The organism is uncultured Roseobacter sp. (assembly GCF_947492555.1).
In the GTDB taxonomy this organism is placed as follows: domain Bacteria; phylum Pseudomonadota; class Alphaproteobacteria; order Rhodobacterales; family Rhodobacteraceae; genus Roseobacter.
Genome location: NZ_CANLNE010000001.1, coordinates 1,136,547 through 1,162,342, shown reverse-complemented (window position 1 = coordinate 1,162,342; position 25,796 = coordinate 1,136,547). Strand labels below are relative to the sequence as shown.

Below are 25,796 nucleotides of genomic sequence, written 5' to 3'. Positions count from 1 at the left end.
TATGTACATACATAAAATCATTAAACACATATCAATACAAGCGAGTCGCGCCTCATGCTCATTCGGAACGCCACGGTTGCCACGCTTGCGCGATCCGACAGTTTCGGTCTTATCGAAGAGGCTGTGGTTGCCCTGGACGGTGCGCAGATCGCTTGGGTGGGGCCGGAGGCTGAACTGCCGGACGCACTGCGAGATCTGGAGCCCTATGATGCTGGCGGGCGATTGGTCACCCCGGCGCTGATCGATTGTCATACGCATGTGGTCTTTGGCGGCAACCGCGCGTCGGAATTCGAGCTGAGATTGAATGGCGCAAGCTATGAAGAGATTGCGCAGGCCGGCGGCGGGATCGTCTCCACCGTCGCGGCGACGCGTGGCGCCAGCGACGCGCAGCTGCTGGCTGATGCCTTGACCCGGGTGGATGCGCTGATGGCTGAGGGCGTCACCCTGATCGAGGTGAAATCCGGCTACGGGCTGGATCTGGAGACAGAACTGAAAATGTTGCGTGTCGCCCGGGCGATTGCAGACAAACGCCCCATCGAGGTGCGCACCAGTTTTCTGGGTGCTCATGCTGTGCCAGCGGAGTACGCCGATGACCCGGACCGCTATCTGGAGGAGCAGAGCCTGCCAGCGCTCAAGGCGGCCCACGCAGAGGGGCTGGTCGATGCGGTGGACGGGTTTTGCGAGGGCATTGCCTTTAACACGGAGCAGATCGCGCAGGTTTTCGATTTGGCGCAAGACCTCGGTCTGCCGGTCAAACTGCATGCGGAACAGCTTTCCCGAAGCGGTGGCGCGCAACTGGCCGCTCGCGCTGGCGCACTCTCTGCCGACCATCTGGAGTATGCAACCGATGCGGATGCTCAGGTATTGGGGCAGGCGGGAACGGTCGCCGTATTGCTGCCGGGCGCATTTTACACGCTCCGCGAAACACAACAGCCGCCCGTGCAGGCGTTTCGGGATCACGGCGTGGCCATGGCGCTGGCCACGGATTGCAATCCGGGATCATCACCGATGACCTCGCTGCTGCTCGCGATGAACATGGGCTGTACGCTGTTTCGGATGACCCCTTTGGAAGCGCTGCTGGGCGTTACGGCCCATGCCGCCCGGGCCCTTGGGATGACGGATCGCGGGCGGGTCGTAGCGGGCATGCGTGCGGATTTGTGCATCTGGGACGTTCAGCACCCGGCGGAACTGGCCTACCGTATCGGTTTCAATCCGCTGCATGCGCGCTTTTTCAACGGTGCGCTATGACGGTGGTTTTGACGCCCGGCGCTGCAACCCTGGACGAGCTTCACCATATCTGGGCAAGCGGCGTTCCCGCTGTGCTCGACCCTTCCGCCCATCCGCAGATCGAGGCGGCGGCGGCACTTGTGGCCAAGGCCGCAGCGGATGATGTCGCGATCTACGGGGTGAACACCGGCTTTGGCAAACTGGCCAGCGTCAAGATCGCCGCAGAGGATACGGCCAAGCTGCAACGCAACCTTATCCTGTCCCATTGCTGCGGCGTTGGTGACCCGCTGGATCTGGCGACAACGCGGCTGATGATGGTGCTCAAGCTGCTGTCTCTGGGGCGCGGGGCGTCGGGTATCGCGCTTGAAACAGCGACCCTCATTGAACGGATGCTGAAGTGTGACGTCATCCCCGTGATCCCGTCGCAGGGCTCCGTTGGTGCGTCCGGGGATCTGGCGCCGCTGGCACATATGGCTGCCAGTATGATTGGAGAGGGGGAAGCGTATTTTGCCGGGGAGCGGATGTCTTCCCGGCAGGCTCTGGCCAAGGCAGGTCTGGCCCCGATCATCCTTGGCGCAAAGGAAGGTCTGGCGCTGATCAATGGCACGCAGTTTTCGACCGCCTGCGCACTGGTGGGCCTCTGGGGCGCGTGGCAGAATGCGGCCACCTGCGTGGTCACAGCGGCGCTCTCCACCGATGCCATCATGGGATCAACGGCGCCGCTACAGGACGCCATCCACACGTTGCGGGGGCATGCCGGTCAGATTGCTGTCGCGCGGGCTCAACGCGCGCTCATGACCGGATCGGAGATCCGTGAAAGCCATCGCGAAGGCGACACTCGGGTGCAGGACCCCTATTGCATCCGCTGTCAGCCGCAGGTCACCGGGGCGGCGATAGACCTTCTGCATACCGCCGGTCGCACGCTGGAGGTGGAGGCCAATGCTGTGACCGACAATCCGCTGGTGTTGGTGGAACAGGGGTTGATTGTCTCCGGTGGGAATTTTCACGCCGAACCGGTGGGTTTTGCCGCAGATCAGATCGCGGTGGCCATATCGGAGATCGGCGCGATTGCGCAGCGGCGCGTGGCCTTGATGGTCGACCCGACGCTCTCCTTTGATCTGCCGCCGTTTCTGACGCCTGATCCGGGGCTGAACTCCGGGTTGATGATCGCAGAGGTCACAACCGCCGCGCTGATGAGCGAGAACAAACATCTCGCCAACCCCTGCACCACCGACAGCACGCCCACCTCTGCCAATCAGGAAGACCACGTCAGCATGGCCGCGCATGCAGCGCGACGCTTGGTGCGGATGAATGCCAACCTGAATGTCATTATCGGGGTGGAGGCAATCTGTGCGGCACAGGGCATCGCCTTTCGTGCGCCGCTCCAGACCAGCGAACCCTTGCGGCGTGGGATCAATGTGCTGCGCCGGGAGGTTCCGGAGATCAGCGACGATTGTTACATGGCTCCCTTGATCGAGGCGGCGGCGGCGATGGTCGCAGGGGGGGCGCTCAGCGATGCGGTGGATTTGCCCAGTTTCGTGAAAGGGCACGCGGAATGACCCCTGTGACGGTCACCCGTGGCGATGCCCCGATCGTACTGGGTCTCCCGCACGCCGGTACTGAGGTGCCGCCGGAGATTGCGCAGGCCTTGAATGAAACCGGAAAGGCGCTGGCCGATACCGACTGGCATGTTGATGCGCTCTATAGCGGGCTGCTGCCGCAGGCGACCGTTGTGCGGGCGGAGTTTCACCGCTACGTAATCGATGCGAACCGCGACCCGGAAGGCCACAGCCTCTATCCCGGACAGAATACGACAACGCTGGTGCCGCTGACAGATTTTGACGGGCAGGGGATCTGGACGACGCTGCCAACGGACGCAGATGTGGCGGACCGGCGGGCCGCGTTTCACACCCCCTACCACGCGGCTCTGACCTCCGAGATTGCACGTCTGCGGCAGAAACACGGCGCGGTGATCCTGTTTGACTGCCATTCGATCCGCTCGCGCATTCCTTTTCTCTTTGACGGCATGCTGCCCGATTTCAACATCGGGACCGACAACGGCAAGACCTGTGCCCCGCAGATCGCCCAGACCGTGCAGGATATCTGCGCCGCGGCCCCTGGCTACAGCACCGTCGTTAATGGTCGGTTCAAGGGCGGCTGGACGACCCGCCACTATGGGCGCCCGGCGGAGGGCGTGCATGCGATCCAGATGGAACTGGCGCAGTCCACCTATCTGACCGACGAAGCCGCACCCTGGACGGTCGATCCTGCCAAGGCTGCCCGATTGCGGCATCACCTGACCCATATCCTGACCACGCTGGCAGCGCTTGTCCCAACCCTTGGAGGTTCCCGATGAATTCCTCGCGTCACAACATCCGCGACGTCTTTCCCCCCACCGGGCCGGAGATCACCGCCAAAAGCTGGCTCACCGAGGCGCCGATGCGGATGCTGATGAACAACCTGCATCCGGATGTGGCCGAGAACCCGCATGAACTGGTGGTTTATGGAGGTATCGGACGCGCCGCGCGCACCTGGGAGGATTTCGACAGCATTGTTTCCAGCCTTAAAGACCTCGACGAGGATCAGACGCTGCTGGTGCAATCGGGCAAGCCGGTGGGCGTTTTCCGCACCCATAAGGACGCGCCGCGGGTGTTGATCGCAAATTCCAACCTGGTGCCGAACTGGGCCACCTGGGACCATTTCAATGATCTCGATAAGCGCGGGCTGGCGATGTATGGGCAGATGACCGCAGGGTCGTGGATCTACATCGGGACGCAGGGCATTGTGCAGGGCACCTATGAGACCTTCATGGAGGCCGGTCGCCAACACTACGACGGGAACCTGACCGGGCGGTGGATTCTGACAGGAGGCCTCGGTGGCATGGGCGGGGCGCAGCCGCTGGCGGCGGTCATGGCGGGCGCTTGCTGTCTGGCCGTGGAATGTGACGAGACCCGCGCAGATTTCCGGCTGCGCACGCGGTACGTGGATGAAAAGACCCACTCGCTGGATGAGGCTCTTGCGATGATCGACCGCTGGACCAAGGCAGGCGTGGCGAAATCCGTGGCGCTGATCGGCAACGCGGCGGATGTCTTTCCGGAACTGGCAAAGCGCGGCGTACACCCCGATATCGTCACCGATCAGACCAGCGCCCATGATCCGGTCCATGGCTATCTGCCGCAGGGGTGGAGCGTGGCCGAATGGCGCGCCAAGCAGGAGAGCGATCCCAAAGCGGTCGAGAAAGCCGCCCGCGCTTCCATGAAAATACATGTGGCGGCCATGGTTGATTTTTGGAACGCGGGCGTGCCGACGCTGGATTACGGCAACAACATCCGGCAGGTGGCGCTGGAGGAGGGGTTGGAGAATGCCTTTGCCTTTCCCGGTTTCGTGCCCGCCTATATCCGTCCGCTCTTTTGCCGGGGCGTGGGGCCGTTTCGCTGGTGTGCGCTCTCGGGAGATCCGGAGGATATCTACAAGACCGACGCCAAGGTGAAGGAGCTGATCGACGATCCGCATCTGCACAACTGGCTCGACATGGCGCGGGATCGGATCGCGTTTCAGGGGCTGCCTGCGCGCATCTGCTGGGTGGGTCTGGGCCAGCGCCACAAGCTGGGGCTTGCGTTCAACGAGATGGTGCGCAGCGGCGAATTGTCGGCCCCGGTAGTGATCGGGCGCGACCATCTCGACAGCGGCTCCGTCGCCTCGCCCAACCGCGAAACCGAAGCGATGAAAGACGGCTCTGACGCGGTTTCGGACTGGCCGCTGCTCAATGCGATGCTGAACGTGGCAAGTGGCGCAACCTGGGTGTCGCTGCACCACGGCGGCGGGGTCGGCATGGGGTTTTCGCAGCATTCCGGCATGGTGATCTGTTGTGACGGCACCGAAGACGCCGACCGGCGGCTGGCCAGTGTCCTCTGGAACGATCCAGCCACCGGAGTGATGCGCCACGCGGATGCAGGATATGAAATTGCACTGGACTGCGCCCGCGAACAGGGGTTGAATTTGCCGGGGATATTCCGGGAGTAAGCAGATGTTTCTGAAGAATGCGTGGTATGTGGCCGCCTGGGATCACGAGGTAACGCGTGCCTTGCAGCAGATCACCGTTCTGGGGGAAAACATCTGCATCTTCCGGTCCGAACGCGGCGAATTGGTAGGCCTCGAAGACGCCTGCCCGCACCGCAAACTGCCGCTCTCCAAGGGACGGATCAAGGGCGACACCGTGGAATGCGGGTATCACGGGCTGACGTTCGATTGCGCGGGCCATTGCGTCTGGGCGCCGGGTACCGGGCGCATTCCGTCGGAGGCCCGGGTGCATGCCTATCCCCTGCAGGAGAAATACGGTCTGGTCTGGATCTGGATGGGCAACCCCGCTCTGGCCGATCCGTCCGAGATTTTCGAGATTGAGCACTATGATGATCCCGCGTGGGGTATCAACCGTGGCGACGCCATGGAGCTTGATTGCAACTATCTGCTGATGTGCGACAACCTGCTGGATCCGACGCATGTAGCCTGGGTACACGCCAGCAGCTTTGGCCAGAGTGCGACCCGGGATGCACCGCTGCGGGTCACCAAAACCGATGACGGCGTGATCGTGCACCGCTGGATGATGGATGTGGAGCCTGCGCCGTTTTACAAGAAAGTCATCGGCTTTGAGGGCAATTGCGACCGATTGCAGCACTATGAGGTCCGCTATCCGTCGCACGCGCTGATCAAGGCGATCTTTACCCCTGCGGGCACCGGCGGGCCGGAGGGCGCGCTGCATGACGATGTCTTCATCATGGACAGCTACAATTTCATGACACCGACGACACAAAGCACGACCCGCTACTACTGGTTCCAGTTGCGCAACATCCGGCCTGACGACGCGGCACTGTCCCAGATGATGAGCGAGGACGTTCAGCACGCCTTTGAAGAGGACCGCGCCATTCTGAACGCGGTGCAAAAGGGCATGGCAAACAAACGCACGCCGCATATCGATCTGCCCATAGATGGCGGGCAGCTGCGATTCCGGCGCCGGCTTCGGTCGATGATCAACGAGGAACGCGCGGTGGACGCCCAGATGGCGGAATGATCCGCCGGTCAGAACCCGACAGCGGCCCCGTCCTTGCGGGGGTCTGACCCTGCGACATAGCCGCGTCCGGGCAGCCGGTGGATCAGTTGCGCACCGCCGAAGCCAAACGCGTTGTCCGGTGCTTCGAGCGTGATCTGATGGCCCATCGCGCGCAACGCCTCCACGGTCGCCTCGGGCACAGTGGTCTCGCAGGCAACCCCGAGCCCGTCGGTGACCCGCCAGCGCGGGGCATCCACCGCCATCTGCGGGTCCTGTCCGAAAAGCTGGGTGCGCAGTACCATTTGCACATGCCCCTGCGCCTGCATCGGCCCACCCATGACGCCGAAACTCATCTTTGGACCCTCCGGACCCATCAGAAACCCCGGAATGATCGTGTGGAAAGGCCGTTTATTCGGGCCGACATGGTTCTGATGCGTAGGATCGAGGCTGAACCCCGCCCCGCGGTTTTGCAGCGCAATGCCGGTGCCGGGCACGACGACCCCTGATCCGAAGCCCGCGTAATTCGACTGGATGAAGGAAACCATCATGCCCGAGGCATCTGCAGCCGTCAGATAGACGGTGCCACCCTGCTTGGGCGCGCCCGCCCCGAAGTCGGTCGCGCGGGTCAGATCGATCTCGCGCGCGCGGGCGGCGAGATAGCCGTTATCCAGCAAATCATCGACGCTGATGGATTGCATGTGATCGAGGTCCGCGACGTAGCTTTCCGCATCGCGCAGGGAGAGCTTCATCGCTTCGATCTGCAGATGCAGGGCCCGCGGGTCATCGGCCTGCATCTCGCGGATGTCCGTGTTGCGCAGAATACCCAACCCCATCAGGGCGGCAATGCCCTGCCCGTTGGGTGGGATTTCATGCAAGGTATTGTCGTCGAATGACGTCGAAATCGTGCCGCACCAGTCCACCGTGTGATTGGCCATGTCCTCGCGGGTCAGAACAGCATCATGCTGGCGGGCGAAATCCGCGATTTCCGCGGCGATCTCGCCTTCGTAGAACGCTCTACCTTTGGTCTCTGCGATCAGCTTGAGGGTGCGCGCATGACCGGGGCTGGCGAAATACTCTCCGGCCCGTGGGGGCCGCCCGCCGGGCATGAAGGTCTCGGCAAAGCCGGGCTGATCCCTCAGTTCATCTGCTGCCCGTCGCCAGAGGGCAGCGATGACCGGGGAGACCGGAAATCCATCTTCAGCGTAGCGGACGGCAGGTTCAAAGAGCTTTTCAAAAGGCAGTTTGCCAAATCGTTCCGACAGCTCGACCCAGGCAGAGACGGCACCGGGCACGGTGACGCTCTCCCAGCCGCGAAATGGCATTTCCGGGCGCCCTGCGAAACGTTCCGCTGTCCAGCCTGCGGGTGAGCGACCCGACGCGTTCAGACCGTGCAACTGCGCCCCGTCCCAGAGAATTGCAAAGGCATCCGACCCGATCCCGTTTCCGGTGGGCTCCACGACGGTCAGCGCAATGGCCGCTGCCAGAGCCGCATCAACCGCATTGCCGCCCCGCGCCAGCATGCCAAGGCCTGCCTGAGCCGCCAGCGGGTGCGACGTGGCCACGATGTTATCCGCGGCGACGGCCGAACGGCGGGAAGGGTAGGGGTGCGTCGCGCGGAGTTTCATGGCAGACCTCTGAGGCAAAAGGGACGATGCCGCAGCCGTTTGGGAAAGACTGCGGCTTTGCCCTGATCTGGTCTGTTCCGCGCGGCAAGGTCAACCCGCGCCGCGTCGCGATTCATTGAAGAAAGCGCGGCGCTGACGCGGTGACCTGCGCGCCCGGACGGGTTCAGCCGACCTTGAAGCCCCAAAAGGCGGTTTCATCGGCTTTGAAATAGCCATCGAACCCGCGCAGTTGACCTTGCACCTCGACCGTGTCGCCTGCGGCGAGCAGCGCCATACTCTGCACCGTCAGGGTTGTCTGTTCCGACACATGCGGTCCTGTGACCTCGCCCAAAGACCCGGTGATGACATCTGTCCCATTCAACAGCAATCGCGCGCGCATCCGCGCCTGGGCCGACGCATTCTGCTTGAACGTCAGGGAAGCACCAAAGAAGTAGCTGCCTGCGACCGGGGCCACGAACTGATTGGTTCCGGCATTCAGCGCGGCCTGGTCGTTGAACTCCGCGTTGTTGATCGCAATCGTCGTCCAGACATCTGCAGCGGTATAATTGTCGAAATTTGTCGTTGCCTTGAAGCGGGGCAGATTGGGCTGTTCCACCACGCCGGTGCCGGCATCCACGATCAGACCATCGCGGAAATCGACCCCATTGGCGGAGGTGGCCAGGCGCAGATTGTCGCTGCCAAAGAGCCCGAAAAGACCACGCGTGCCGAAATCCTGCTGGAAGACGAAACCGGTGTCGCCGCCCGATGCCTCCTTGTTCAGCGTGGAGATCATGTTGCCGTCGCCACCGTCTGCCTGATAAAGCCCGGTCCACAGCGCCGCGTTCAGCTTGGCGGAAAAGGGTGCCGTGGGCAGAGCGGCCATGCCGAGGCCGAACGCCTCGATCTCTTGCAGTTCGTCGCTGTCCAGATCGATCCAATCCGTCCCGTCATAGACAACCATCGTCTCGCGACCGGTCACATAGGCACGCCAGCCGGCCTTGGGTTGGAAATACTGCCACAAACCGTTCTCGAACAAGGCAAGCTCACTGTCATGCCCTGACCATGCTGCCGTGGCTGCATCCCCCACGATATGCCGATCACCTTCGGTGGGCGTCGCGGGGGGCGCAGGCTGATCATCGCTCAGGACGCCGAGCTGCGTCAGCACGTCCAGAATGCGCAGGGCTTCATTGTGAGTGACATGCTTCTGAGCCTGACTGGGCTGGATGAAGGGCAAAGACAGGCAGCTGGAGGTATCGGCCATTGGAATTCCCATGAGAAGATTCTGATCGGGCCGAGGGTGTGTCAAATGTCTTGCGGCGGCCTTAAACCACCGTGCGCACGGGTAAGGTGTTTTGCCGCTCGGCGGAAATCCGGATGCCGTCTTTAGGCGGTCACGTTTTGCTGCTATACAGCGTAGTGATCACCGAACCGTGGTCCTTGCCTCTGTTATACTGGTCGAATCGATCAGGGCAGCTGCACAAGAATTACAATGGAAAAGCTTTAAAGATGAATATTTTACGTTCTCTCATGGCGCTTATCTTGCTGGCCGGTTTTACAGGGGCCGCCGGGGCGCAGACACAGGTTCCACAAAACTGCGACGTGACTACAGCGTCTGACCCCGACCGTCAGGTCCTGACATGTGCCCTCGGTATCGTTATCGAATTGGAAGCGGCGGCTCAGATGGGGTTTTCAGACCTGTCGTCAGGTAGCGCCCCTGGGGTTATCGATCTTGATGTCGGTGCGGCGTTGATTGAGGTCGAACCAGGCACCGCACGTCCGCAGATCCGGACACCGCATGCCATCGCGGCGGTTCGCGGCACGGTCTACATTGTGGATGTCACGCCGGGGAAAACATCCGTTTTTGTTGTGCATGGCGAGGTTTCGGTGACACAGCATGACACAAGTGATGACCCTGTGCTGCTGACAGCGGGCGATGGAGTGGATGTGGGCCCCGGTCTGCCGCTCGAGGTTCGGCGCTGGGGTGATGAGCGGGCAAAGGCACTGTTGGCTCGTTTCGCACGATGACCCCTTCGCGTCGGACGCCGGTCCTTTTCGGCGTTCTCATGATCATCGCAGCGCTTCTGTGGGCTGCGATGGTCTCGGCCCCTCACGTGTCGGCCCGTGCCAGTGGGCTGGACCGGCTGGAGGCCGCACTTCTGGACATTCGGTTTTCTCTCTTTGGTGCCGTGTCGCCGTCACCCGATGTGGTCATCGTGGCAATCGACGACGTAACGCTGGCTGAAACACAGGAAAAAACAGCGACCACCCGGCTACTGCTTGCCGACACGATTGACGCGATTGCTGCTGCGGAACCGAAAGTGATCGGCCTGGATGTGATTTTGGCGGATGCTGGCGCCGCGGACGTGGACGACCGGCTTGCTGCGGCTTTGAGCGCGGCCCCGATGGTCATTGCTGCAGGTGGCAGTTTTGTTGATGGCGCTGCGGCGACACTCGTAGCAAGTCCTGTCAATGTCCTGCGTCCGCAACCGGCTTTTGCAGATGTGGCGGACGTTGGCCTTGTTAACCTGTCAACAGATGCGACCGGCGTGCCGCGCTACGTCTCCGCGATTTTTACAACGGATGTTGGGGTGGAGCCGTCTTTCGCGCTCCGCATCGCGGCTCGGTTTACAGATACCGAACCTGCGATTTCGGCGGATCAAATGACCTTGGGTGACGTGGTTTTGCCGCTGGATGTGGGGTTCAACATGCCGCTGAGGCTGATCGGACCGCGGAGCAGCATCCCCACCTATTCGGCAATAGATGTCCTTTCTGGCGATCTGAAGGATGCGCTGGCGAACAAGGTTGTCATTCTGGGCTACACCGCGACCGCCTTCGGGGACCGCTTTCCCAGCCCCTTTGATGAGAGCGTGCCGGGTGTGGAGATCATGGCAACAGCAGTGTCCCAGATGCTGGGCGGCGAAACACTGCGCCGTGACGAGACAACGCGCCGGATGGACATGATTGCGAGTTTCGCACTGGCGGTGCTGGGGACCTTACTGGTGTTGACGTTGCCATTGTCCGCTGGCGTGCCCCTGGCCCTTGGAATATTGGCTCTGTGGGGGGGTGTGGTTCTCCTTGCCTTCTCCGCCGGGATTTGGCTGAGCGCTGCCGTACCTCTTGTCAGTGCCGCCGGACCGCTCACGGGCGCGGTTACCGCGCGCTATTATACTGAAAAACGCAGGGCCAATCACGGTGCAAAAGCTCTTGCCGCGCTGAAGCAATTCCAATCGCCCGCACTTGCAGAGATGATCGCGGACGATCCGTCGTTTCTCAAGGAACCGACGGCGAAATCACTTTCGATTTTCTTTATCGATCTCAGCAGCTTTACACATCTGTCGGAATGGTTGGGTCCCGCAAGGACACAGGACCTTTTGAAGCATTTTCACCAGATCACCGCACAAGCCGTCGAAACAGAAGGTGGCGTCGTTCTGAACTACATGGGCGATGGCGCCTTGGCGGTCTTCGGCATGACGGATGCGAACGGCAACAGTGCGGATCAGGCTCTGCGAACCTCCTTTGCGTTGATCGATGCGGTGCGCGCACTTGGTCAGGAAGACTACACCGTCGGGTGTCGCATCGGCCTGCACTATGGCGACGTCATTCTCTCGCGGTTGGGCGGGGACCGGCATCAGCAGGTGTCGGTCGCCGGGGACAGCGTGAACCTCGCGAGCCGTTTGCTGGAAATAGCAAAAACCGAAGGGGCCACCATTGCGGCGACGGATACGCTTCTGGATGTTTCCGCCTTGGGGCCGCCTCGACCGGCAGACAGCGTCAAACCGGTTCCTGTTCGCGGACGTGAAGGCTGGGCCACGGTCCATTTCTGGTCGGTCTGAGGCGCACTGCTCAGCTGCTGATGAGTGCCGTCAACTCGCGAGCCGCCCCTTTGAGGTCTTCGATGTGATGGCCGAGCGAGGCGATGTCGTGCCGTTGCAGTGGTGTGTGTACCGACAGGGTCGAAACAAGGCGCTTGCGGTCATCAAGGATCGGTACCGCAATCGCCACCATGTCTTCCATGAACTCCTGATTGTCGGTGGAGTATCCGCGTTTGCGGGTCATCTCGATTTCGGCTTTGAGTGCGTCCTTGTCCGTAATTGTGCCCGGCGCATGACTGTCGAGGATCGCCGCAGACAGGTACCGGTCGAAATAGGCGGGCCGCAGGGAGGAGAGGTACATCTTGCCGCTGGCCGTGCAATAAAACGGGACCTGCGTGCCTACGGGTAGCTGAATGCGCAGCGGCCAATGGGTTTCCACCCGGTCCAGATAGGTCATTCCGTCCCGGTCCGGCGTGGCGATATTGCAGGTCTCACCGATTTTTTCAGCGACGCTGCGCAGGATCGCCAGTCGCACAGTGCGAATCCGTTGTGATGAAACCGTGTAGACAGAGAGTTGTCTTAGTCGAGGGCCGGGCCCGTAGGACCGCCCGTCGATGTCTCGCTGCAGAAAGCCCGCCGCCTCGGCCGTGTTGAAAAGTCGATGCAGTGTGGGCTTTGGCAGATTGAGCGTGTCCTTGAGTGCCGTCGGGGTCACCGGGACACCGGCTTTTACGACTTCCTCAAGCAGGACCAGCAACCGCAAGTTGGTGGGTATCTGGCCCTGCTTGTCATTGAAGAGGTCGTCCGGCATTGGCATACCTTTTCTGATTACCTTCCAGGCACCAAGTACAGCGCCAAATCAGGGATCAATGCTACAAGAATCCACGTGACCATCAAGGCACCCAGATACATTGTAGAATACCTGAGCAACCGGAAGTAAGGCACACCTGTCACACCGGACGCGACGTAAAGGTTCAACCCGTAGGGCGGGGTGATGAAGCCGATCGACGCACCAACAAGGAAGATCACCGCAAAGTGGATCGGATCGACGCCCACGCTTGCCGCGATCGGTGCCAGGATCGGTGCCAGGATGATCGTCACCGGCAGGGATTCCAGGACCATGCCCGACACGAAGACGATGACCATTGCTGTTGCAAGAACCGCATAGTAGCCGCCCATGGAGGTCACGAAATCGCCAATCACCTGCTGGGCGCCCAGCAGCGAAAGGATTTGCTGCATGACAACCGAGACCGCGATCAGCGGTGCGAGAATGCCGGTGATCTGGGCAGACCGAACGACGATTCCGGGGATTTCGGGGATTGTGAAACCGTCCACCAGCAACATCTCGCCGTAGCTTTTCTCATCCCAGGTCTTGTCGTCCTTGATGCGGAACAGTCGGCTTAGCCCCCAGCTTACCAAACCGGCAATCACGCCAAAGCCCACGGTCACCCCGGCGGCCTCAGTTGGTGAAAATTTACCGGTGTAGATACCCCAGAGCACCAGGAAGATGGCAAAGAAGCCGAGCCAACCGCCAAGGGCCGTCTTGGAGATGCGCGCCGGGTTGATCGAGATCAGGTGACCCCAACCATTGCGGCTGCAGACGACCCAGCAGGTGGCCATCATGGCGATGACCATCAGGGCGCCCGGAACGATGCCTGCGATAAAGAGCTCGCCCACTTCAAGTTGAAGCAGGAACCCGTAAACGATGAAGATGATCGAGGGCGGGATAATGATCCCGACCGTACCACCTGCGGCAGCCGTCGCGGCCGAGAAGCGCTCGTCATAACCGCCTTTGACCATTTCCGGGTGGAGCATCGACCCGATGGTTGCCGTTGTCGCTGAGTTTGAGCCCGAAATCGCGGCGAAAAGGCCGCAAGCCCCGATGGAGGCCATGGCAAGTCCGCCCCGCAACCAGCCCAGACAGGCATAGGCAAAATCCGACAATCGCTTGGCGATCCCGGATTTGTTGATGAGGTCACCTGTCAGGATGAAGAGCGGCATCGCCAGAAGGGCGTAGCCTTTGTTGAAAACATTGAGCAGCTCTGCGCCCATGTTGTCGAGCGTGAGCCCGAGAACAAAAGAACATCCGACAACCCAGTAGGCGATAACCAGCAGGACTGGCACGCCGAGCATGAAGAGCATGGTAACGCCGAGCGAAATCAGCGTGATGATGGTTCCGTCGGCCATTATGTGTCTCCCCCGATCACAGCTTGCTCGATAAGCGGTTCACCCGCGCGGTATTTGCGCAAATCGTCCTGAAAGTTCTCCATCGCGCGTCCTGCGATCAGGACAGCGGCGACCGGAGCCGAGATCAGGAACCACCACTGCATGGTATTGTCCGTGCCGAGCACGATCTGAAAGTTGGCTGCGGAGTTCGCTACGACCTTGCAAGTCGTGACAAAGAGGATGAGCGCGAAGCCCAGCCACAAGACAAAGTCAATAAACAGACAGGCCAACTGTCCGCTCGGCCCCATCTTGGTGCGAAATTCGGAGAAGCTCAGGTGTGTGCGCAGTCGGATGTTATAGGCCGCCCCAAACCACGCCATGACCATGAAGAGAAACGGTGGAATTGTCGTCGACCAGGGCCACTGGCTGTTGAAGACAAACCGGTCGATCACCGCCCAGAAGATGATGAAGCCGATGGCCAGATAAGACGCAACCATGATGGTGCGTTCCAGATGTCGGTCAATCAGGGGCACCTTGTGATAGATCAGCGAAATCAGGTATCCGCCCGCCAGCATAATAATGATGCCGAGCAGCCACGTTGCGTCGGATCGAAGTGCGTTGCTAATTTCAAAGCTGTCTTGCGACGCCACAGCCGAAATAATCGCGCCCATTTCAGAAAGTGTCGACAAACCCTGTCCCTCCCAAAGGTTTGGTCCGCTGGTCGGTTGCACCGATCTCTCGCGTATTTTTGGTTTGGTCTCCTCCGACCCGAACACCAACGCTACGGACGAATGAGCCGGCCCCTGTCAGGGGCCGGCTTGTCGATATGAAAGCGCGTAGCTTAGGCTTTCCACCACCGGCGTGGCTCGACGTTTTCGGCGAGCGTATGCGGGTTGTTGCGGACGTCGTTGTAGATGTCCTGATAGGTGTCGATGCCACCGGACCAGCCATTGATCCGCTCGCGCCACTGCTCCCAGAGCTGCGGCTGGAATTCAGGCGAGCACATCTCTTCGGCTTTCCGGCGCTCTGCGTCCGACAGGGTCGCCATGCGCACGTTGTTCTCGGCAAAGATCGTGCCGGGAAGCTGCGGGTCGGTAGCACCAACGGTGTTGACCAGAGCCGCTTCGTTGGCTGCCTGCACGTGCACCTGTGTGAGGTAGGATGATTCCATGACCGCATCCTGCAGTTCGCCGCCCAGGCTGTCGAACACGGATGCGGACATTGCCGTGTGCTCGGTACCGCAGAAGAAGCGCAGATCAACGGATTGGCTGACCACGGGCGACATGTTGGCGTATGCCACAGCCGACGCCCATGTTTCGGCACCGTCGATGAGGCCAGTCTTCAGACCGTCAAGTGTTTCTTCCCACGCGATTGGCACAGGGTTCAGCCCCAGAGCGTTCATCGCGATACGTCCAAGCTGTGTGCCCGTGACGCGGTTCTTGGTGCCGTTGAGCTGTTCGATGCTGGTGACTGTTTCCGCGTCCGCCCATTTCAGACCAAGCTGGATGCCGCGCAGTTCGGCGTGGCTGAACAGGAACTTCAGGCCGTGACGTTTTTCGAACGGCTCACGCAGGATGCGCTGCGATTCCGGGCTGTACATAAAGTAGTACTGATCGGCACGCGTCCGGAACATGTAGGCGTAGTCCAGAACGTTCAGGTAAGGCGCGCCACCAGCGGAGTTCTGAGTCGACGCCGCATACATGTCGACGATGCCCTGTTGTGTCTTCTCAACGCAGCTGAGCTGGTTGCAGATCTGGTTGTTGCCGATGAATTCGACGCGAATCTCTCCGTCTGTGCGGCTTTCGATATCGCGAGCAAACTCCAGAACGCCGGCCCGCTCGATCAGCAGGTTTTGCGGGTTGAAGCCCGCGGCGCCCATTTTCAGCGTGAATTTCGGCTCTTTCGCAAAGCGCTTTTCGTACGAAGATTCAGCAGCTTGTGCGAGGTTCGACAGGCTCATCGCGCCGCCAAACGTCCCTGCAGCCAGCAGCGTCGAGCTGAGACCATAGCGCCCCGCGACGCGGAATAAATCCCGACGCGACAGGTGCTTGATATTGTTCTGAACTTTCATGACTTCCTCCCTGAATGTCATTTATTGAGACTAATAGTCCCAAAAAACACTAGTATGATTAATTCTTTTTGCATAGAGTTTTTTTCACAGTGGTTTGGGAGGTCGAAGTGGAAGCTGATTTTATCGTTGTCGGTGCAGGGTCTGCCGGGTGCGTCCTGGCCAATCGACTGAGCGCGGATCCGAGCAACAAGGTCATTCTGCTTGAAGCCGGTGGTCGGGATCTGAACCCGTGGATTCACATTCCCGTTGGTTACTTCAAGACAATCCACAACCCGGCTGTCGACTGGTGTTACAAAACCGAACCTGATCCGGGCCTCAATGGACGCTCCATTGAATGGCCCCGCGGCAAGGTTCTGGGTGGGTCTTCCTCCCTGAACGGCCTCCTCTACGTTCGCGGTCAACCACAAGACTACGACCGTTGGAGGCAAATGGGCAATAGCGGATGGGGGTGGGACGATGTATTGCCCCTTTTCAAACGCGCAGAGAACAATGAGCGGGGCGCGGATGAATACCATGGAGACGAAGGTCCGCTGTCGGTATCCAACATGCGCATCCAGCGCCCGATCACCGATGCCTGGGTCGCGGCGGCGCAGGCGGCAGGTTACAAATTCAACCCCGATTACAACGGCGCGGATCAGGAAGGCGTGGGCTTTTTTCAACTGACGGCCCGCAACGGGCGGCGCTGCAGTTCGGCCGTGGCCTATCTTAACCCGGTAAAAAAACGGCCCAACCTGCAGATCATCACCCATGCGCAGGTTGATAAGGTAGAGATATCGGAAGGCCGCGCCACTGGCGTCAGCTATACAGACCGCGGCGGCAAGGTGCAGACCGTCACCGCGCGGCGCGAAATCGTGCTTTGTGGCGGGGCGATCAACTCTCCGCAACTGCTGATGCTGTCGGGCATCGGTGAAGCAGAGCAGCTGTCCGAACACGGCATTGAGATCAAGAAGGACCTCAAAGGGGTCGGTAAGAACATGCAGGACCACCTGCAGGCGCGCCTGGTCTACAAGTGCAATGAACCGACGCTGAATGACGAGGTCTCCAGCCTCTTTGGTCAGGCAAAGATCGGGTTGAAATATCTGATGTTCCGGGCGGGGCCGATGACGATGGCGGCCAGCCTCGCCACCGGTTTCCTGAAAACCCGCGAAGATATGGAAACGCCGGACATTCAATTCCACGTGCAACCCTTGTCCGCGGAGAACCCGGGCAAGGGGGCGGATAAGTTCTCTGCCTTTACCATGTCGGTCTGCCAGCTGCGGCCTGAAAGCAAGGGTGAAATCAGGCTCACATCGGCCAAGCCGCGTGAGTATCCCAAGATCATCCCGAACTACCTGTCCACGGAAACGGATTGTCGGACGGTGGTGGCAGGGGTTAACATCGCCCGCGGCATCGCACGCCATGCGCCGCTGACCTCCAAGATTTCCGAAGAGTTCCGTCCGCATGCCAGCCTCGACATGGACGACTATGATGCGACGCTGGACTGGGCGCGCAGCAACACCGCATCGATCTACCACCCGACGGGTACCTGCAAGATGGGGTCGGGCGAGGATGCCGTGGTCGACGCCGAGTTGCGGGTGCACGGGATCAAGGGCCTGCGGGTCGCCGATTGTTCCATCATGCCGGAAATTGTCTCCGGCAACACCAATGCCCCCGCCATCATGATCGGAGAGAAGGCCTCGGACCTGATGCTTGCCGCGTCGTGAGAGTTCATAAAACTGATACATGATTGTCATCTCCCTGTGTCTTGAGCCTGCGCCCTTGCGCGCATCTCAAGACCAAGGAGTTTCCAATGACCAGACATCTGCTGCTGACCAGCACGCTTCTCGCGACTGCTGCGATCGCACCCGCCCATGCGGATATGAATTTCAACCGTGTCGCATCCTTCCCGGTGACCGCCAATTTCGACGGCGCTGTGCCAGATGAAACCTCGGCAGAGATCATCGACGCCACAGCAGATGGCATGACCCTTGTCTACACCGACAGCCCGGCGGGGGTCATTGGCGTGATTGACATCACCGACCCGACAGCACCTGCGCCCAAAGGCACGTTGGCGGTGGATGGCGAGCCCACTGCGGTTTCGGTGATCGGCAACACCGCCTTTGTCGGCGTCAATACATCCGAAAGCTACACCGCACCTTCCGGTTTCGTGAAAGCCGTGAACCTGGCGGATATGAGCATCACGGCGAGCTGTGATCTCGGCGGGCAGCCCGACAGCACGGCGCGGGCCAAGGACGGCTCCTTCATCGCGATTGCGATTGAGAATGAACGCGACGAGGATCTGGGTGACGGTCGGGTGCCGCAGATGCCCGCTGGTGATCTGGTGATGATCGACGTGGTGGAGGGCACGCTTGAGTGCGCCACCATGCGCCGTGCCAGCCTGACCGGTCTGGCCGATGTCGCGGGTGAGGATCCGGAGCCGGAGTTCGTTGACATCAACGATCTGGGCGAGGTCGTCGTCACGCTTCAGGAGAACAACCACATCGCGGTGGTCGCACGGGATGGAAGTCTGGTTTCACATTTCTCCGCCGGCGCAGTCGATCTGCAGGGGATCGACACCAAGGACGAACGCGCGGCGCTCACGTTCGATCAAAGTCAACCGGGGCGTCTGCGGGAACCTGACGGGGTGCAGTGGATCGACAACGATCACTTTGCCATCGCCAATGAGGGCGACATGGACGGCGGTGCACGCGGCATGACCATCTTTCGCAAGGACGGTACGCTGGTTTGGGAAAGCGGCGCGTCGCTCGAACATGCCATTGTCCAGATCGGGCACTATCCTGACAAGCGTTCCGACAGCAAAGGGGCTGAGCCTGAGGGTATGGAGTTCGGCACCTTCGATGGCACACCTTACGTCTTTGTCATGGCCGAGCGCGCATCGGTCGTGGCGGTTTATGACGTGACCGACCGGACCGCACCGGTGCTCAAACAGCTGTTGCCGTCGGGTATCTCTCCCGAAGGGGCCGTGGCCATCCCGGCGCGGCGTCTCTTGGCGACAGCGAACGAGTTTGACGGGTTGGAAGACGGTGCTGCCCGCGCCCATGTGATGGTTTATCAGTACGCCGAAGGTCCCGCGTCCTATCCACATCTCACCTCCGAAGGCATGGATGAACTGACCGGCTGGGGCGCGATTTCCGGCATGGTCGCCGATGGTGCGGGGATGATTTACGCAGTCTCGGACAGCTTTTACGGCTACCAGCCCCGCATCTTCAAAATCGATCCTGCCTCCACCCCGGCGCGGATTGTTGAAGCCATCGACGTAACCCGCAATGGCATGCCCGCGCAAAAACTCGACATGGAGGGCATTGTTCTGGATGGTGACTGTAACTTCTGGGTCGCCTCCGAAGGACGGACCGGGCGCGTCATTCCGCATGCGCTCTATAAGGTGAACGCCAAAGGCGAGATCAAGGAAGAGATCGGCCTGCCGCCGGAGTTGATGGCAGTGGAGAAACGGTTTGGTTTCGAAGGCATCACGCTGGTCGGTGATACGCTGTGGATGCCAGTACAGCGGGAGTGGGAAGACGACCCCAAGGACCACGTCAAGCTGGTCTCCTACAATCTGGAAACCGAAGACTGGGGGGCCGTGCTCTATCCAAAGGCGGCACCTGAAAAGGGCTGGGTCGGTCTGAGTGATATGAGCGTGCATGGCGATCACGTCTATATTGTCGAGCGCGACAATCAGCACGCCGGCGATGCCGTCACCAAGAAAGTCTATTCTGTGCCTCTGTCGGAGATGGTCCCTGCGACACTCGGCTCAGACTTGCCGGTGGTGTCCAAGACATTGGTGCGTGATCTGATTCCTGATCTGACATCTACCGGTGGATACGTGCTCGACAAGGTCGAGGGCCTGGCGATTATGTCCGATGGAACAGCCTGGATTTCCACCGACAATGACGGCGTTGACGACCATTCCGGAGAAACGATGTTCTTCAGCATCGGTGCGGTTGCAAAGTAAAATCGCTCAAAGACAAAGCATTCAACGGTGTTCTGTGCGACATGCGTGGGACGCCGTTAAACTTTGCGTGACAGGCGTATCCCGGGGCCGTTAATCTTTTGTCAGAGAATCGCGGAGGCGGGGGACGCTATGACGCACGAGACGATTTCCGAAAGCAAAGTTTCGCGTAATGTGATGGGTCTCGACGATGCCGAAATCGCACCGTTTGTGCGTAAATGTGTGAAAGAGCGCTCGCTGAGCCGGGTGGTTACGAGCCTCAACAACGATCTCCTTTTTGGCACGCAGACCGAGCGTGATGACGCAAGAATCGCCCTTCAACGTATTGGCTTTTCTGATATCTGAGCAGGACGCTCGGCGCCGCGTGAGTGCGACAAGAATACTCCGGCAGGATCGGTAAGTGACATGGCTCGTGAGAGCTCCAAAAGCGCTAAAGACCCCTTGTTTTATTGATCCACAGGCTGTCATAAAACCTTGTGATTTCTGTCATGCATGGTTCATGGCCAATCCGTAAGCACCCCTCAACGTCGGGGGATACGATGCTTAAGATTGATAATCTGACCAAGACATTCGGGCAGAACACGGCCGTGGACGCCGCCAGTATCGAAGTCACAAAACCATCCATGATCGGTATCATCGGGCGGTCCGGCGCGGGCAAGTCGACCCTGTTGCGGACGGTCAACCGGTTGACCGATGCCAGCCACGGCAAAATCCTTTTCGACGGGCGTGATGTGACCTCTCTGCGCGGATCTGCAAAGCGCGCGTGGCAGTCCGAATGCGCCATGATTTTTCAGCAGTTCAATCTGGTGCTGCGGATGGATGTGGTCTCGAATGTGCTGCACGGCACGCTGAACAGACGTTCCACTCTGGCGACGATGTTCAACCTCTTTCCAGACGCGGATATCACCCAGGCGATTGCCATCCTGGACCGTCTGGGCATTGCCGAGCATGCGGCCAAGCGGGCCGAGGACCTGTCCGGTGGACAGCAGCAGCGTGTCGCCATTGCGCGGGCGCTGATGCAGGACCCCAAGATCATCCTTGCAGATGAGCCCATTGCCTCGCTTGACCCGATGAACGCGCAGGTCGTCATGCGGGCCCTGCGCCGCATCCACGAGGAAGATGGGCGCACCGTCATCGCCAACCTGCACACACTGGACACCGCGCGGCGCTACTGTGACCGGGTCATCGGGATGCGCGATGGCCGGATCGTCTTTGACGGCACTCCGGGCCAGCTGAGCACCGCCGCGGCGCGCGATATCTATGGCGCCGATGCAGATTTTTCAGAAAGCGCCACCTCGACCGAGATCGAGCAGCTTGATCGCTCCGACGCGTTCGAAGTCGCGCGGCTGCGCGCACTCGCCGACGTCTGACCCCTTCCACTTCAACCGCCCAGCCCGTCCGGGCGGGCGACAACCAAGAGAGACCAGCATGATGAAACAAGTGATCTGCGCCCTGGTGGCGACAACAGCTCTGACATCCGGCGCATTTGCACAGGAGATCAGCGAATTCCGGATCGGTATCCTAGGGGGCGAAAACGCCCAGGATCGTCTGAATTCCAATGAATGCCTGCGCGCCTATACCGAAGAAGCGCTGGGCGTGCCGACAAAGCTCTTTGCACCTGCCGATTATAACGGCGTCATTCAGGGCCTGCTCGGCGGCACGCTGGATATGGCGTGGCTCGGTGCGTCATCCTACGCTGCCGTCCATATTCAGGACCCGCAAGCGGTGGAGCCTGTGCTGGTGAAAATCAATCTGGACGGCTCTTATGGGTATCATTCGATCGGGTTCGCGCGCAAAGACAGTGGCATTGCCTCGCTGGATGACATGCAGGGCAAGGTCTTTGGTTTCGGCGATCCGAACTCCACCTCGGGCTACTTGATCCCGTCCATTGAAATTCCGCAGGAAACCGGCAAGACCATGAACTCCGGCGACTATTTCGGGGAAGTGAAATTTACAGGGGGTCATGAACAGACCATCGTCGCCGTCAACAACGGGGACGTGAACGCCGGTGTGACCTGGGCTGACGGTCAGGGTAATTGGGAAGACGGCTATAACTCTGGCGCCCTGCGCAAGGCTGTGGATGCCGGTCTGGTGGATATGAACGATCTGGTCGAAATCTGGCGCTCGAACCCCATCCCGGAAGGCCCGATTGTGCTCCGCAGCAGCATGCCGGTAGAGGTCAAAGCCACGATGACCGCGTTGGTCGACGGTTTGTATGAGGCGGATGCGGATTGCGCCTATGGTGTTGCTGCAGGCGAGAGCCTTGGCTTCGACCCCATCACACATGACGCCTACGTTTCCATCGTGGAAGCCCGCAAGGCAAAGGCAAACTAGTTCGAAGTTTTTCATGACGACAAAGCGGGCCCTTTTTCCCGAGGGCCCGCTTTACTTCATGCGGGGGCAAGGATGGCGGATACAACCTTTCAGGCAGACAGCCTGTCCGAGATGCAGACAGGCTATGCGCGCCTGATCCGCACGCGGCGGATGTGGAATGGCGCAATGCTGGCCTTGTTTGTCGCCTTGCTGGTCGCAGGGTTCATGACCGCGGATGCGCGCAATGCGGGCGGGTTCTGGAACGGCATCGACAATGTCTTTGACTTTCCGGTGGATGTGATCGACGAGGCTTGGGAAAAATCCCATCTGCTGCCCGGCCATTTCGCCAAGTATTTTCCGTCACTGGTGGAAACGATCAACATCGCCGCTGCTGCCACGCTGGTGGGGGTAATGGTAGGTGCGATTTTGTCGCTGTTGTCCACACGCGGGCTGGCGCGCTGGCCTTCGCTGGTCGGGCTCTTTCGCCGGGTCAGCGATATTCTCCGCGCCATCCCCGAGATCGTGATCGCGCTGGTTCTGATCTTCGTGCTGGGGGCGGGACCCGTGCCTGCGATGATCGCCATTGCGCTGCACACTGCCGGGGCGATTGGCAAGCTCTACTCCGAAGTCAACGAAAATGCGTCCCTGAAACCGGTCGAAGGGCTGGCCTCCGTCGGGGCCAACTGGTCGCAGCGGATGATGCTGGGCATCGTCCCGCAAGTGGCCCCCAACTACCTCAGCTATGCTTTGCTGCGCTTCGAGATCAACATCCGTGCTTCCGCCATCCTCGGCTTCGTGGGGGCGGGCGGCATTGGCTATGACCTCAAGAACGCGATGAGCTGGGGGCAGGGCAAGTTCGACGAAGCGGCGGCAATCTTCATTCTGCTCTTTGCCGCTATCGTTCTCTTTGACCAGCTGTCGTCTTATGCGCGCCACCGGCTGACCACGGGAGCCCGGACATGAGCAACGCTGCAATCCTGACCGAAACGCGGGGCCTCTTCCGGCGCAAACGCCTTGTGGCGGCAGCGATCCCGGCGATGATCTGGACCTATCTGGTCTATATCTTCTTCGCCTTCGGTGTGCCCGAGATGATCCGCACGGCGGATACGAAAAACGCCGGCATTCTTGTGTCTGACAGCTACAGCTACAAAACCCATGTGACGCGCGATAACCGCAGTGGCGACATTCAGATCGCCATCGAAGGCGAACGCAAGGGGCGCTATGACGCTGGCATCAGCCCCTCCTGGGTGACCCTTGCCGAGACAACCGAGATCCTGTTGGACAAGGGCCACATAGTCCTCTTTGGACCAGAAGAGATCCGCTATGACATTCCGGGTTACGGTCTGGTCACGGCAAACCCCGGGCGCGGCGGCGTAAACGCGCAGCTGCCGGGCGGGGACGTGCCGGACTGGATCAACGCTTCCAAGAACCGGTTGACCATCACGACCACGGCCGGGCGCCTGACAATCACCCGCAACCGGTCCGAAGTCTTTCGCTATTTCACCGGGTGGGAGCTTTTCTTCTTCACCCTCGACAGCCCCTACCACGGGATGGGTCTGAGCGAGGTGCTGGGCAAATCGGTGTCCGGCGAGGCCGGCGCGATCTGGCACGATTTCTGGACCAACAAGATGTGGCGCCATTCCGATGTCGCCTGGGCGATCTTCGAGACCATCCTGATGGCCTTTCTCGGCACGGTCGGTGCAGCCCTGATTGCTCTGCCACTCGCCTTTCTGGCCGCGCGCAATTTCACCCCGCTGGGAGCGGCGCGTTTTGCCGCGCGCAGGCTCTTTGACTTTCTACGCGGTGTGGATGGGTTGATCTGGACGGTGGTGCTAAGCCGTGCCTTTGGGCCCGGACCTTTGACCGGCGCGCTGGCCATTCTCATCACTGACTCTGGCACCTTCGGCAAGATTTTCTCGGAGGCGTTGGAAAACGTGGACGACAAGCAGATCGAAGGCATTCGGTCCACCGGGGCAAAACCGATGCAACGCTACCGGTTTGGTGTGATCCCGCAGGTCACGCCGATCCTGCTCAGCCAGATCCTTTACTATCTGGAGTCCAACGTGCGGTCGGCCACGATCATCGGGGCCATCACCGGCGGCGGCATCGGCTTGCTGCTAACGCAGGCGATCATCACGCAGAAGGATTGGGAAGAAGTGACCTATTACATCGTTCTGATCGTGCTGATGGTCATGGTGATGGACACGCTCTCCGGCTGGCTGCGCCGCCGCCTGATCCACGGGAAACCCGCGTGACTTCTGTCGTGCTTCGGGCAGGTGGTCGTTGAAGACGGCATAGTCCATGCCATGCGCGACGATCACATCCTTCAGCGTATCGAGCGTGTCGATGGTGTGGGTCTCGATGCGCAACTGCACACGCAGATCAATCAGCGCGGTCTGCCGGTAGATTTCCAGTGCGTCGAGCAGCCGCGCGGTTGCGTCCGGCCCGCGCAACCCACCTTCCCATGACCAGGATTGGGCCATCCACGCCGTGGTAACGCCATGGACCGCCGCCTCGCAATCCGTCGCGCGCAGCGCCTGATCCAGCGGAAAGACGGCGGAGGGGCGCGGTGCTACCTGGCGCTCGAAGGCATCGCCATGCAGGTCGATAATCCCGGGCAGGACATATGTACCGCTGAGATCGATTGCACTGCCGCCCGCCTCCGAAATTCTCCCGTCCCGGATCGAAACCGGGCGCTCGGACAATCCATCCGGTCAGAGAACGGTCGCGCCCGTCAGGGTGAGAGGGGGAAGTGCCATCAGATTATCGCTGCTCAGTAGTCGTTTTTCCAATGCATGGCAGAAAAGGGCGGCAGCTTTGTGACAGCCTAGTCCGGCGTGTCGAGCGTGAGCGTCACCCGGTCGCCGACAAACCAGGTCCGCCCATATTCCACCGGTGTGCCGTCCATATCCGCATTCATGCCGACAGATCTCAGGATCGGTGCACCCTCTTCGATGCGCAGAAGTCCGGCTTGCGTTGCGGTCGCGCGTTTGGCAGTCAGGCGGGTCCACTCCCGCGTGTAGTCAGTGACCCCATGGGCCTGCAGCGCGGCTGTGACGGAGGATTTGTCAGCGAGAATTGTGGGTAGGTTTGCGAACCGGTCCGCTGGAAAGACGCTCTGAAACAGCGCCAAAGGCATGCTGTCTGCCAGCGACAGACCCTCGTAGCAATGCACCAATGCATCCGCCGGAAGCGACAGAGCCTCGACCTCCCTGGCGGTCGCGCGCCGCGTGATCACGTCGAGCACTTTCTTTGCCGGTGTGCGACCGGCGGCGGTGATGTTCTGGTGAAAGCGCACCCGCTTGCCGATGGGATAATCTGTCGGGGTGCCGGTCACAAAAACACCGGCCCCGCGCCGGGGTACCACCAGTCCTTCGGTCGCCATGCGAGAGAGCGCATGACGTACCGTGTGACGGTTGACCCCGAACCGGCGGGACAGGGCCGCCTCTGTCGGGAGCTTGTCACCCGTCGCGTAAATACCCTCGGCGATTTCATTGGTAAGCGTTGAACAGATCGCGCGCCAGATGGGCGTCTTGCTGGAAGGGGTATCGGTGGTCATGTCACGAAACATTCACAGGGTTCGGGATTGTGTTTAGCGGCGTAGCGC

At 60.5% G+C, this 25,796-nt stretch carries 21 protein-coding genes; 14 read left to right on the top strand and 7 right to left on the bottom strand.

What is annotated here, in order from left to right; translation table 11 throughout:
- The first annotated feature begins 54 nt into the window (after window positions 1–54).
- From hutI to Q1A07_RS05625, 5 genes are read left to right on the top strand one after another with little or no spacing between them, the layout of a single operon-like run.
- Window positions 55–1,248, top strand: a complete 1,194-nt coding sequence (hutI, locus tag Q1A07_RS05645) for an imidazolonepropionase (protein WP_299778557.1) — start codon at window positions 55–57, stop codon at window positions 1,246–1,248.
- Entirely contained in the window at window positions 1,245–2,786 is a 1,542-nt protein-coding gene (gene hutH, locus Q1A07_RS05640) for a histidine ammonia-lyase (protein WP_299778555.1), read from the top strand. The genes hutI and hutH overlap by 4 nt, the downstream gene beginning before the upstream one ends.
- A complete protein-coding gene (gene hutG, locus Q1A07_RS05635) occupies window positions 2,783–3,583 on the top strand; it encodes an N-formylglutamate deformylase (RefSeq protein WP_299778553.1) in 801 nt (266 codons plus the stop codon). The genes hutH and hutG overlap by 4 nt, the downstream gene beginning before the upstream one ends.
- A complete protein-coding gene (gene hutU, locus Q1A07_RS05630) occupies window positions 3,580–5,250 on the top strand; it encodes a urocanate hydratase (protein WP_299778551.1) in 1,671 nt (556 codons plus the stop codon). The genes hutG and hutU overlap by 4 nt, the downstream gene beginning before the upstream one ends.
- 4 nt (window positions 5,251–5,254) lie before the next feature.
- Entirely contained in the window at window positions 5,255–6,295 is a 1,041-nt protein-coding gene (locus Q1A07_RS05625; protein WP_299778549.1) for an aromatic ring-hydroxylating dioxygenase subunit alpha, read from the top strand.
- Between the two features lie 8 nt (window positions 6,296–6,303).
- On the opposite strand, the gene Q1A07_RS05620 is transcribed toward Q1A07_RS05625, so the two are convergent.
- Together Q1A07_RS05620 and Q1A07_RS05615 are read right to left on the bottom strand one after the other, a co-directional pair.
- The gene (locus Q1A07_RS05620) at window positions 6,304–7,899 is read right to left on the bottom strand and encodes a gamma-glutamyltransferase family protein (protein WP_299778547.1); all 1,596 of its coding nucleotides are present in this window, start codon (window positions 7,897–7,899) and stop codon (window positions 6,304–6,306) included.
- Between the two features lie 163 nt (window positions 7,900–8,062).
- The gene (locus Q1A07_RS05615; protein ID WP_366944024.1) at window positions 8,063–9,151 is read right to left on the bottom strand and encodes a DUF2793 domain-containing protein; all 1,089 of its coding nucleotides are present in this window, start codon (window positions 9,149–9,151) and stop codon (window positions 8,063–8,065) included.
- A 233-nt stretch (window positions 9,152–9,384) separates the two neighbouring features.
- Between Q1A07_RS05615 and Q1A07_RS05610 the strand changes: the two genes are divergently transcribed.
- Window positions 9,385–9,903: a FecR domain-containing protein gene (locus tag Q1A07_RS05610; protein WP_299778545.1), complete on the top strand. Its 519-nt coding sequence runs from the start codon at window positions 9,385–9,387 to the stop codon at window positions 9,901–9,903.
- Window positions 9,904–9,941: 38 nt separating this feature from the next.
- Window positions 9,942–11,711, top strand: a complete 1,770-nt coding sequence (locus tag Q1A07_RS05605) for a CHASE2 domain-containing protein (protein ID WP_299778543.1) — start codon at window positions 9,942–9,944, stop codon at window positions 11,709–11,711.
- A gap of 10 nt (window positions 11,712–11,721) precedes the next feature.
- Here the strand turns inward: Q1A07_RS05605 and Q1A07_RS05600 are convergent, their stop codons facing one another.
- The 4 genes from Q1A07_RS05600 to Q1A07_RS05585 all read right to left on the bottom strand — a co-directional run bounded on the left by Q1A07_RS05600 (window position 11,722) and on the right by Q1A07_RS05585 (window position 15,927).
- On the bottom strand, window positions 11,722–12,501 hold the full coding sequence (locus Q1A07_RS05600; RefSeq protein ID WP_299778541.1) for an IclR family transcriptional regulator: 780 nt from the start codon (window positions 12,499–12,501) through the stop codon (window positions 11,722–11,724).
- Between the two features lie 17 nt (window positions 12,502–12,518).
- Window positions 12,519–13,877 (bottom strand): TRAP transporter large permease, encoded by a 1,359-nt coding sequence (locus tag Q1A07_RS05595; protein WP_299778539.1) that lies wholly within the window; start codon window positions 13,875–13,877, stop codon window positions 12,519–12,521.
- Complete coding sequence (locus tag Q1A07_RS05590; protein ID WP_299779194.1) at window positions 13,877–14,527, bottom strand: TRAP transporter small permease subunit; 651 nt, start codon at window positions 14,525–14,527, stop codon at window positions 13,877–13,879. The genes Q1A07_RS05595 and Q1A07_RS05590 overlap by 1 nt, the downstream gene beginning before the upstream one ends.
- 170 nt (window positions 14,528–14,697) lie before the next feature.
- The gene (locus Q1A07_RS05585; RefSeq protein WP_299778537.1) at window positions 14,698–15,927 is read right to left on the bottom strand and encodes a TRAP transporter substrate-binding protein; all 1,230 of its coding nucleotides are present in this window, start codon (window positions 15,925–15,927) and stop codon (window positions 14,698–14,700) included.
- 107 nt (window positions 15,928–16,034) lie between these two features.
- Here Q1A07_RS05585 and Q1A07_RS05580 point away from each other — a divergent pair, with 107 nt between their 5' ends.
- The 7 genes from Q1A07_RS05580 to phnE (Q1A07_RS05550) all read left to right on the top strand — a co-directional run bounded on the left by Q1A07_RS05580 (window position 16,035) and on the right by phnE (Q1A07_RS05550) (window position 24,444).
- Complete coding sequence (locus Q1A07_RS05580; protein ID WP_299778535.1) at window positions 16,035–17,630, top strand: choline dehydrogenase; 1,596 nt, start codon at window positions 16,035–16,037, stop codon at window positions 17,628–17,630.
- Between the two features lie 86 nt (window positions 17,631–17,716).
- Window positions 17,717–19,879, top strand: a complete 2,163-nt coding sequence (locus Q1A07_RS05575; RefSeq protein ID WP_299778533.1) for an esterase-like activity of phytase family protein — start codon at window positions 17,717–17,719, stop codon at window positions 19,877–19,879.
- A 129-nt stretch (window positions 19,880–20,008) separates the two neighbouring features.
- Window positions 20,009–20,221 (top strand): hypothetical protein, encoded by a 213-nt coding sequence (locus Q1A07_RS05570; RefSeq protein WP_299778532.1) that lies wholly within the window; start codon window positions 20,009–20,011, stop codon window positions 20,219–20,221.
- Between the two features lie 194 nt (window positions 20,222–20,415).
- Entirely contained in the window at window positions 20,416–21,246 is an 831-nt protein-coding gene (gene phnC, locus Q1A07_RS05565; RefSeq protein ID WP_299778530.1) for a phosphonate ABC transporter ATP-binding protein, read from the top strand.
- A 61-nt stretch (window positions 21,247–21,307) separates the two neighbouring features.
- Complete coding sequence (phnD, locus tag Q1A07_RS05560; RefSeq protein ID WP_299779192.1) at window positions 21,308–22,210, top strand: phosphonate ABC transporter substrate-binding protein; 903 nt, start codon at window positions 21,308–21,310, stop codon at window positions 22,208–22,210.
- Window positions 22,211–22,282: 72 nt separating this feature from the next.
- On the top strand, window positions 22,283–23,152 hold the full coding sequence (phnE, locus tag Q1A07_RS05555; RefSeq protein WP_299778528.1) for a phosphonate ABC transporter, permease protein PhnE: 870 nt from the start codon (window positions 22,283–22,285) through the stop codon (window positions 23,150–23,152).
- On the top strand, window positions 23,149–24,444 hold the full coding sequence (phnE, locus tag Q1A07_RS05550; RefSeq protein ID WP_299778526.1) for a phosphonate ABC transporter, permease protein PhnE: 1,296 nt from the start codon (window positions 23,149–23,151) through the stop codon (window positions 24,442–24,444). Before phnE (Q1A07_RS05555) ends, phnE (Q1A07_RS05550) begins: the two co-directional genes overlap by 4 nt.
- A gap of 572 nt (window positions 24,445–25,016) precedes the next feature.
- On the opposite strand, the gene phnF is transcribed toward phnE (Q1A07_RS05550), so the two are convergent.
- Window positions 25,017–25,748, bottom strand: coding sequence for a phosphonate metabolism transcriptional regulator PhnF (gene phnF / locus Q1A07_RS05545; RefSeq protein ID WP_299778524.1), 732 nt, complete (start codon window positions 25,746–25,748; stop codon window positions 25,017–25,019).
- Between the last annotated feature and the right edge of the window lie 48 nt (window positions 25,749–25,796).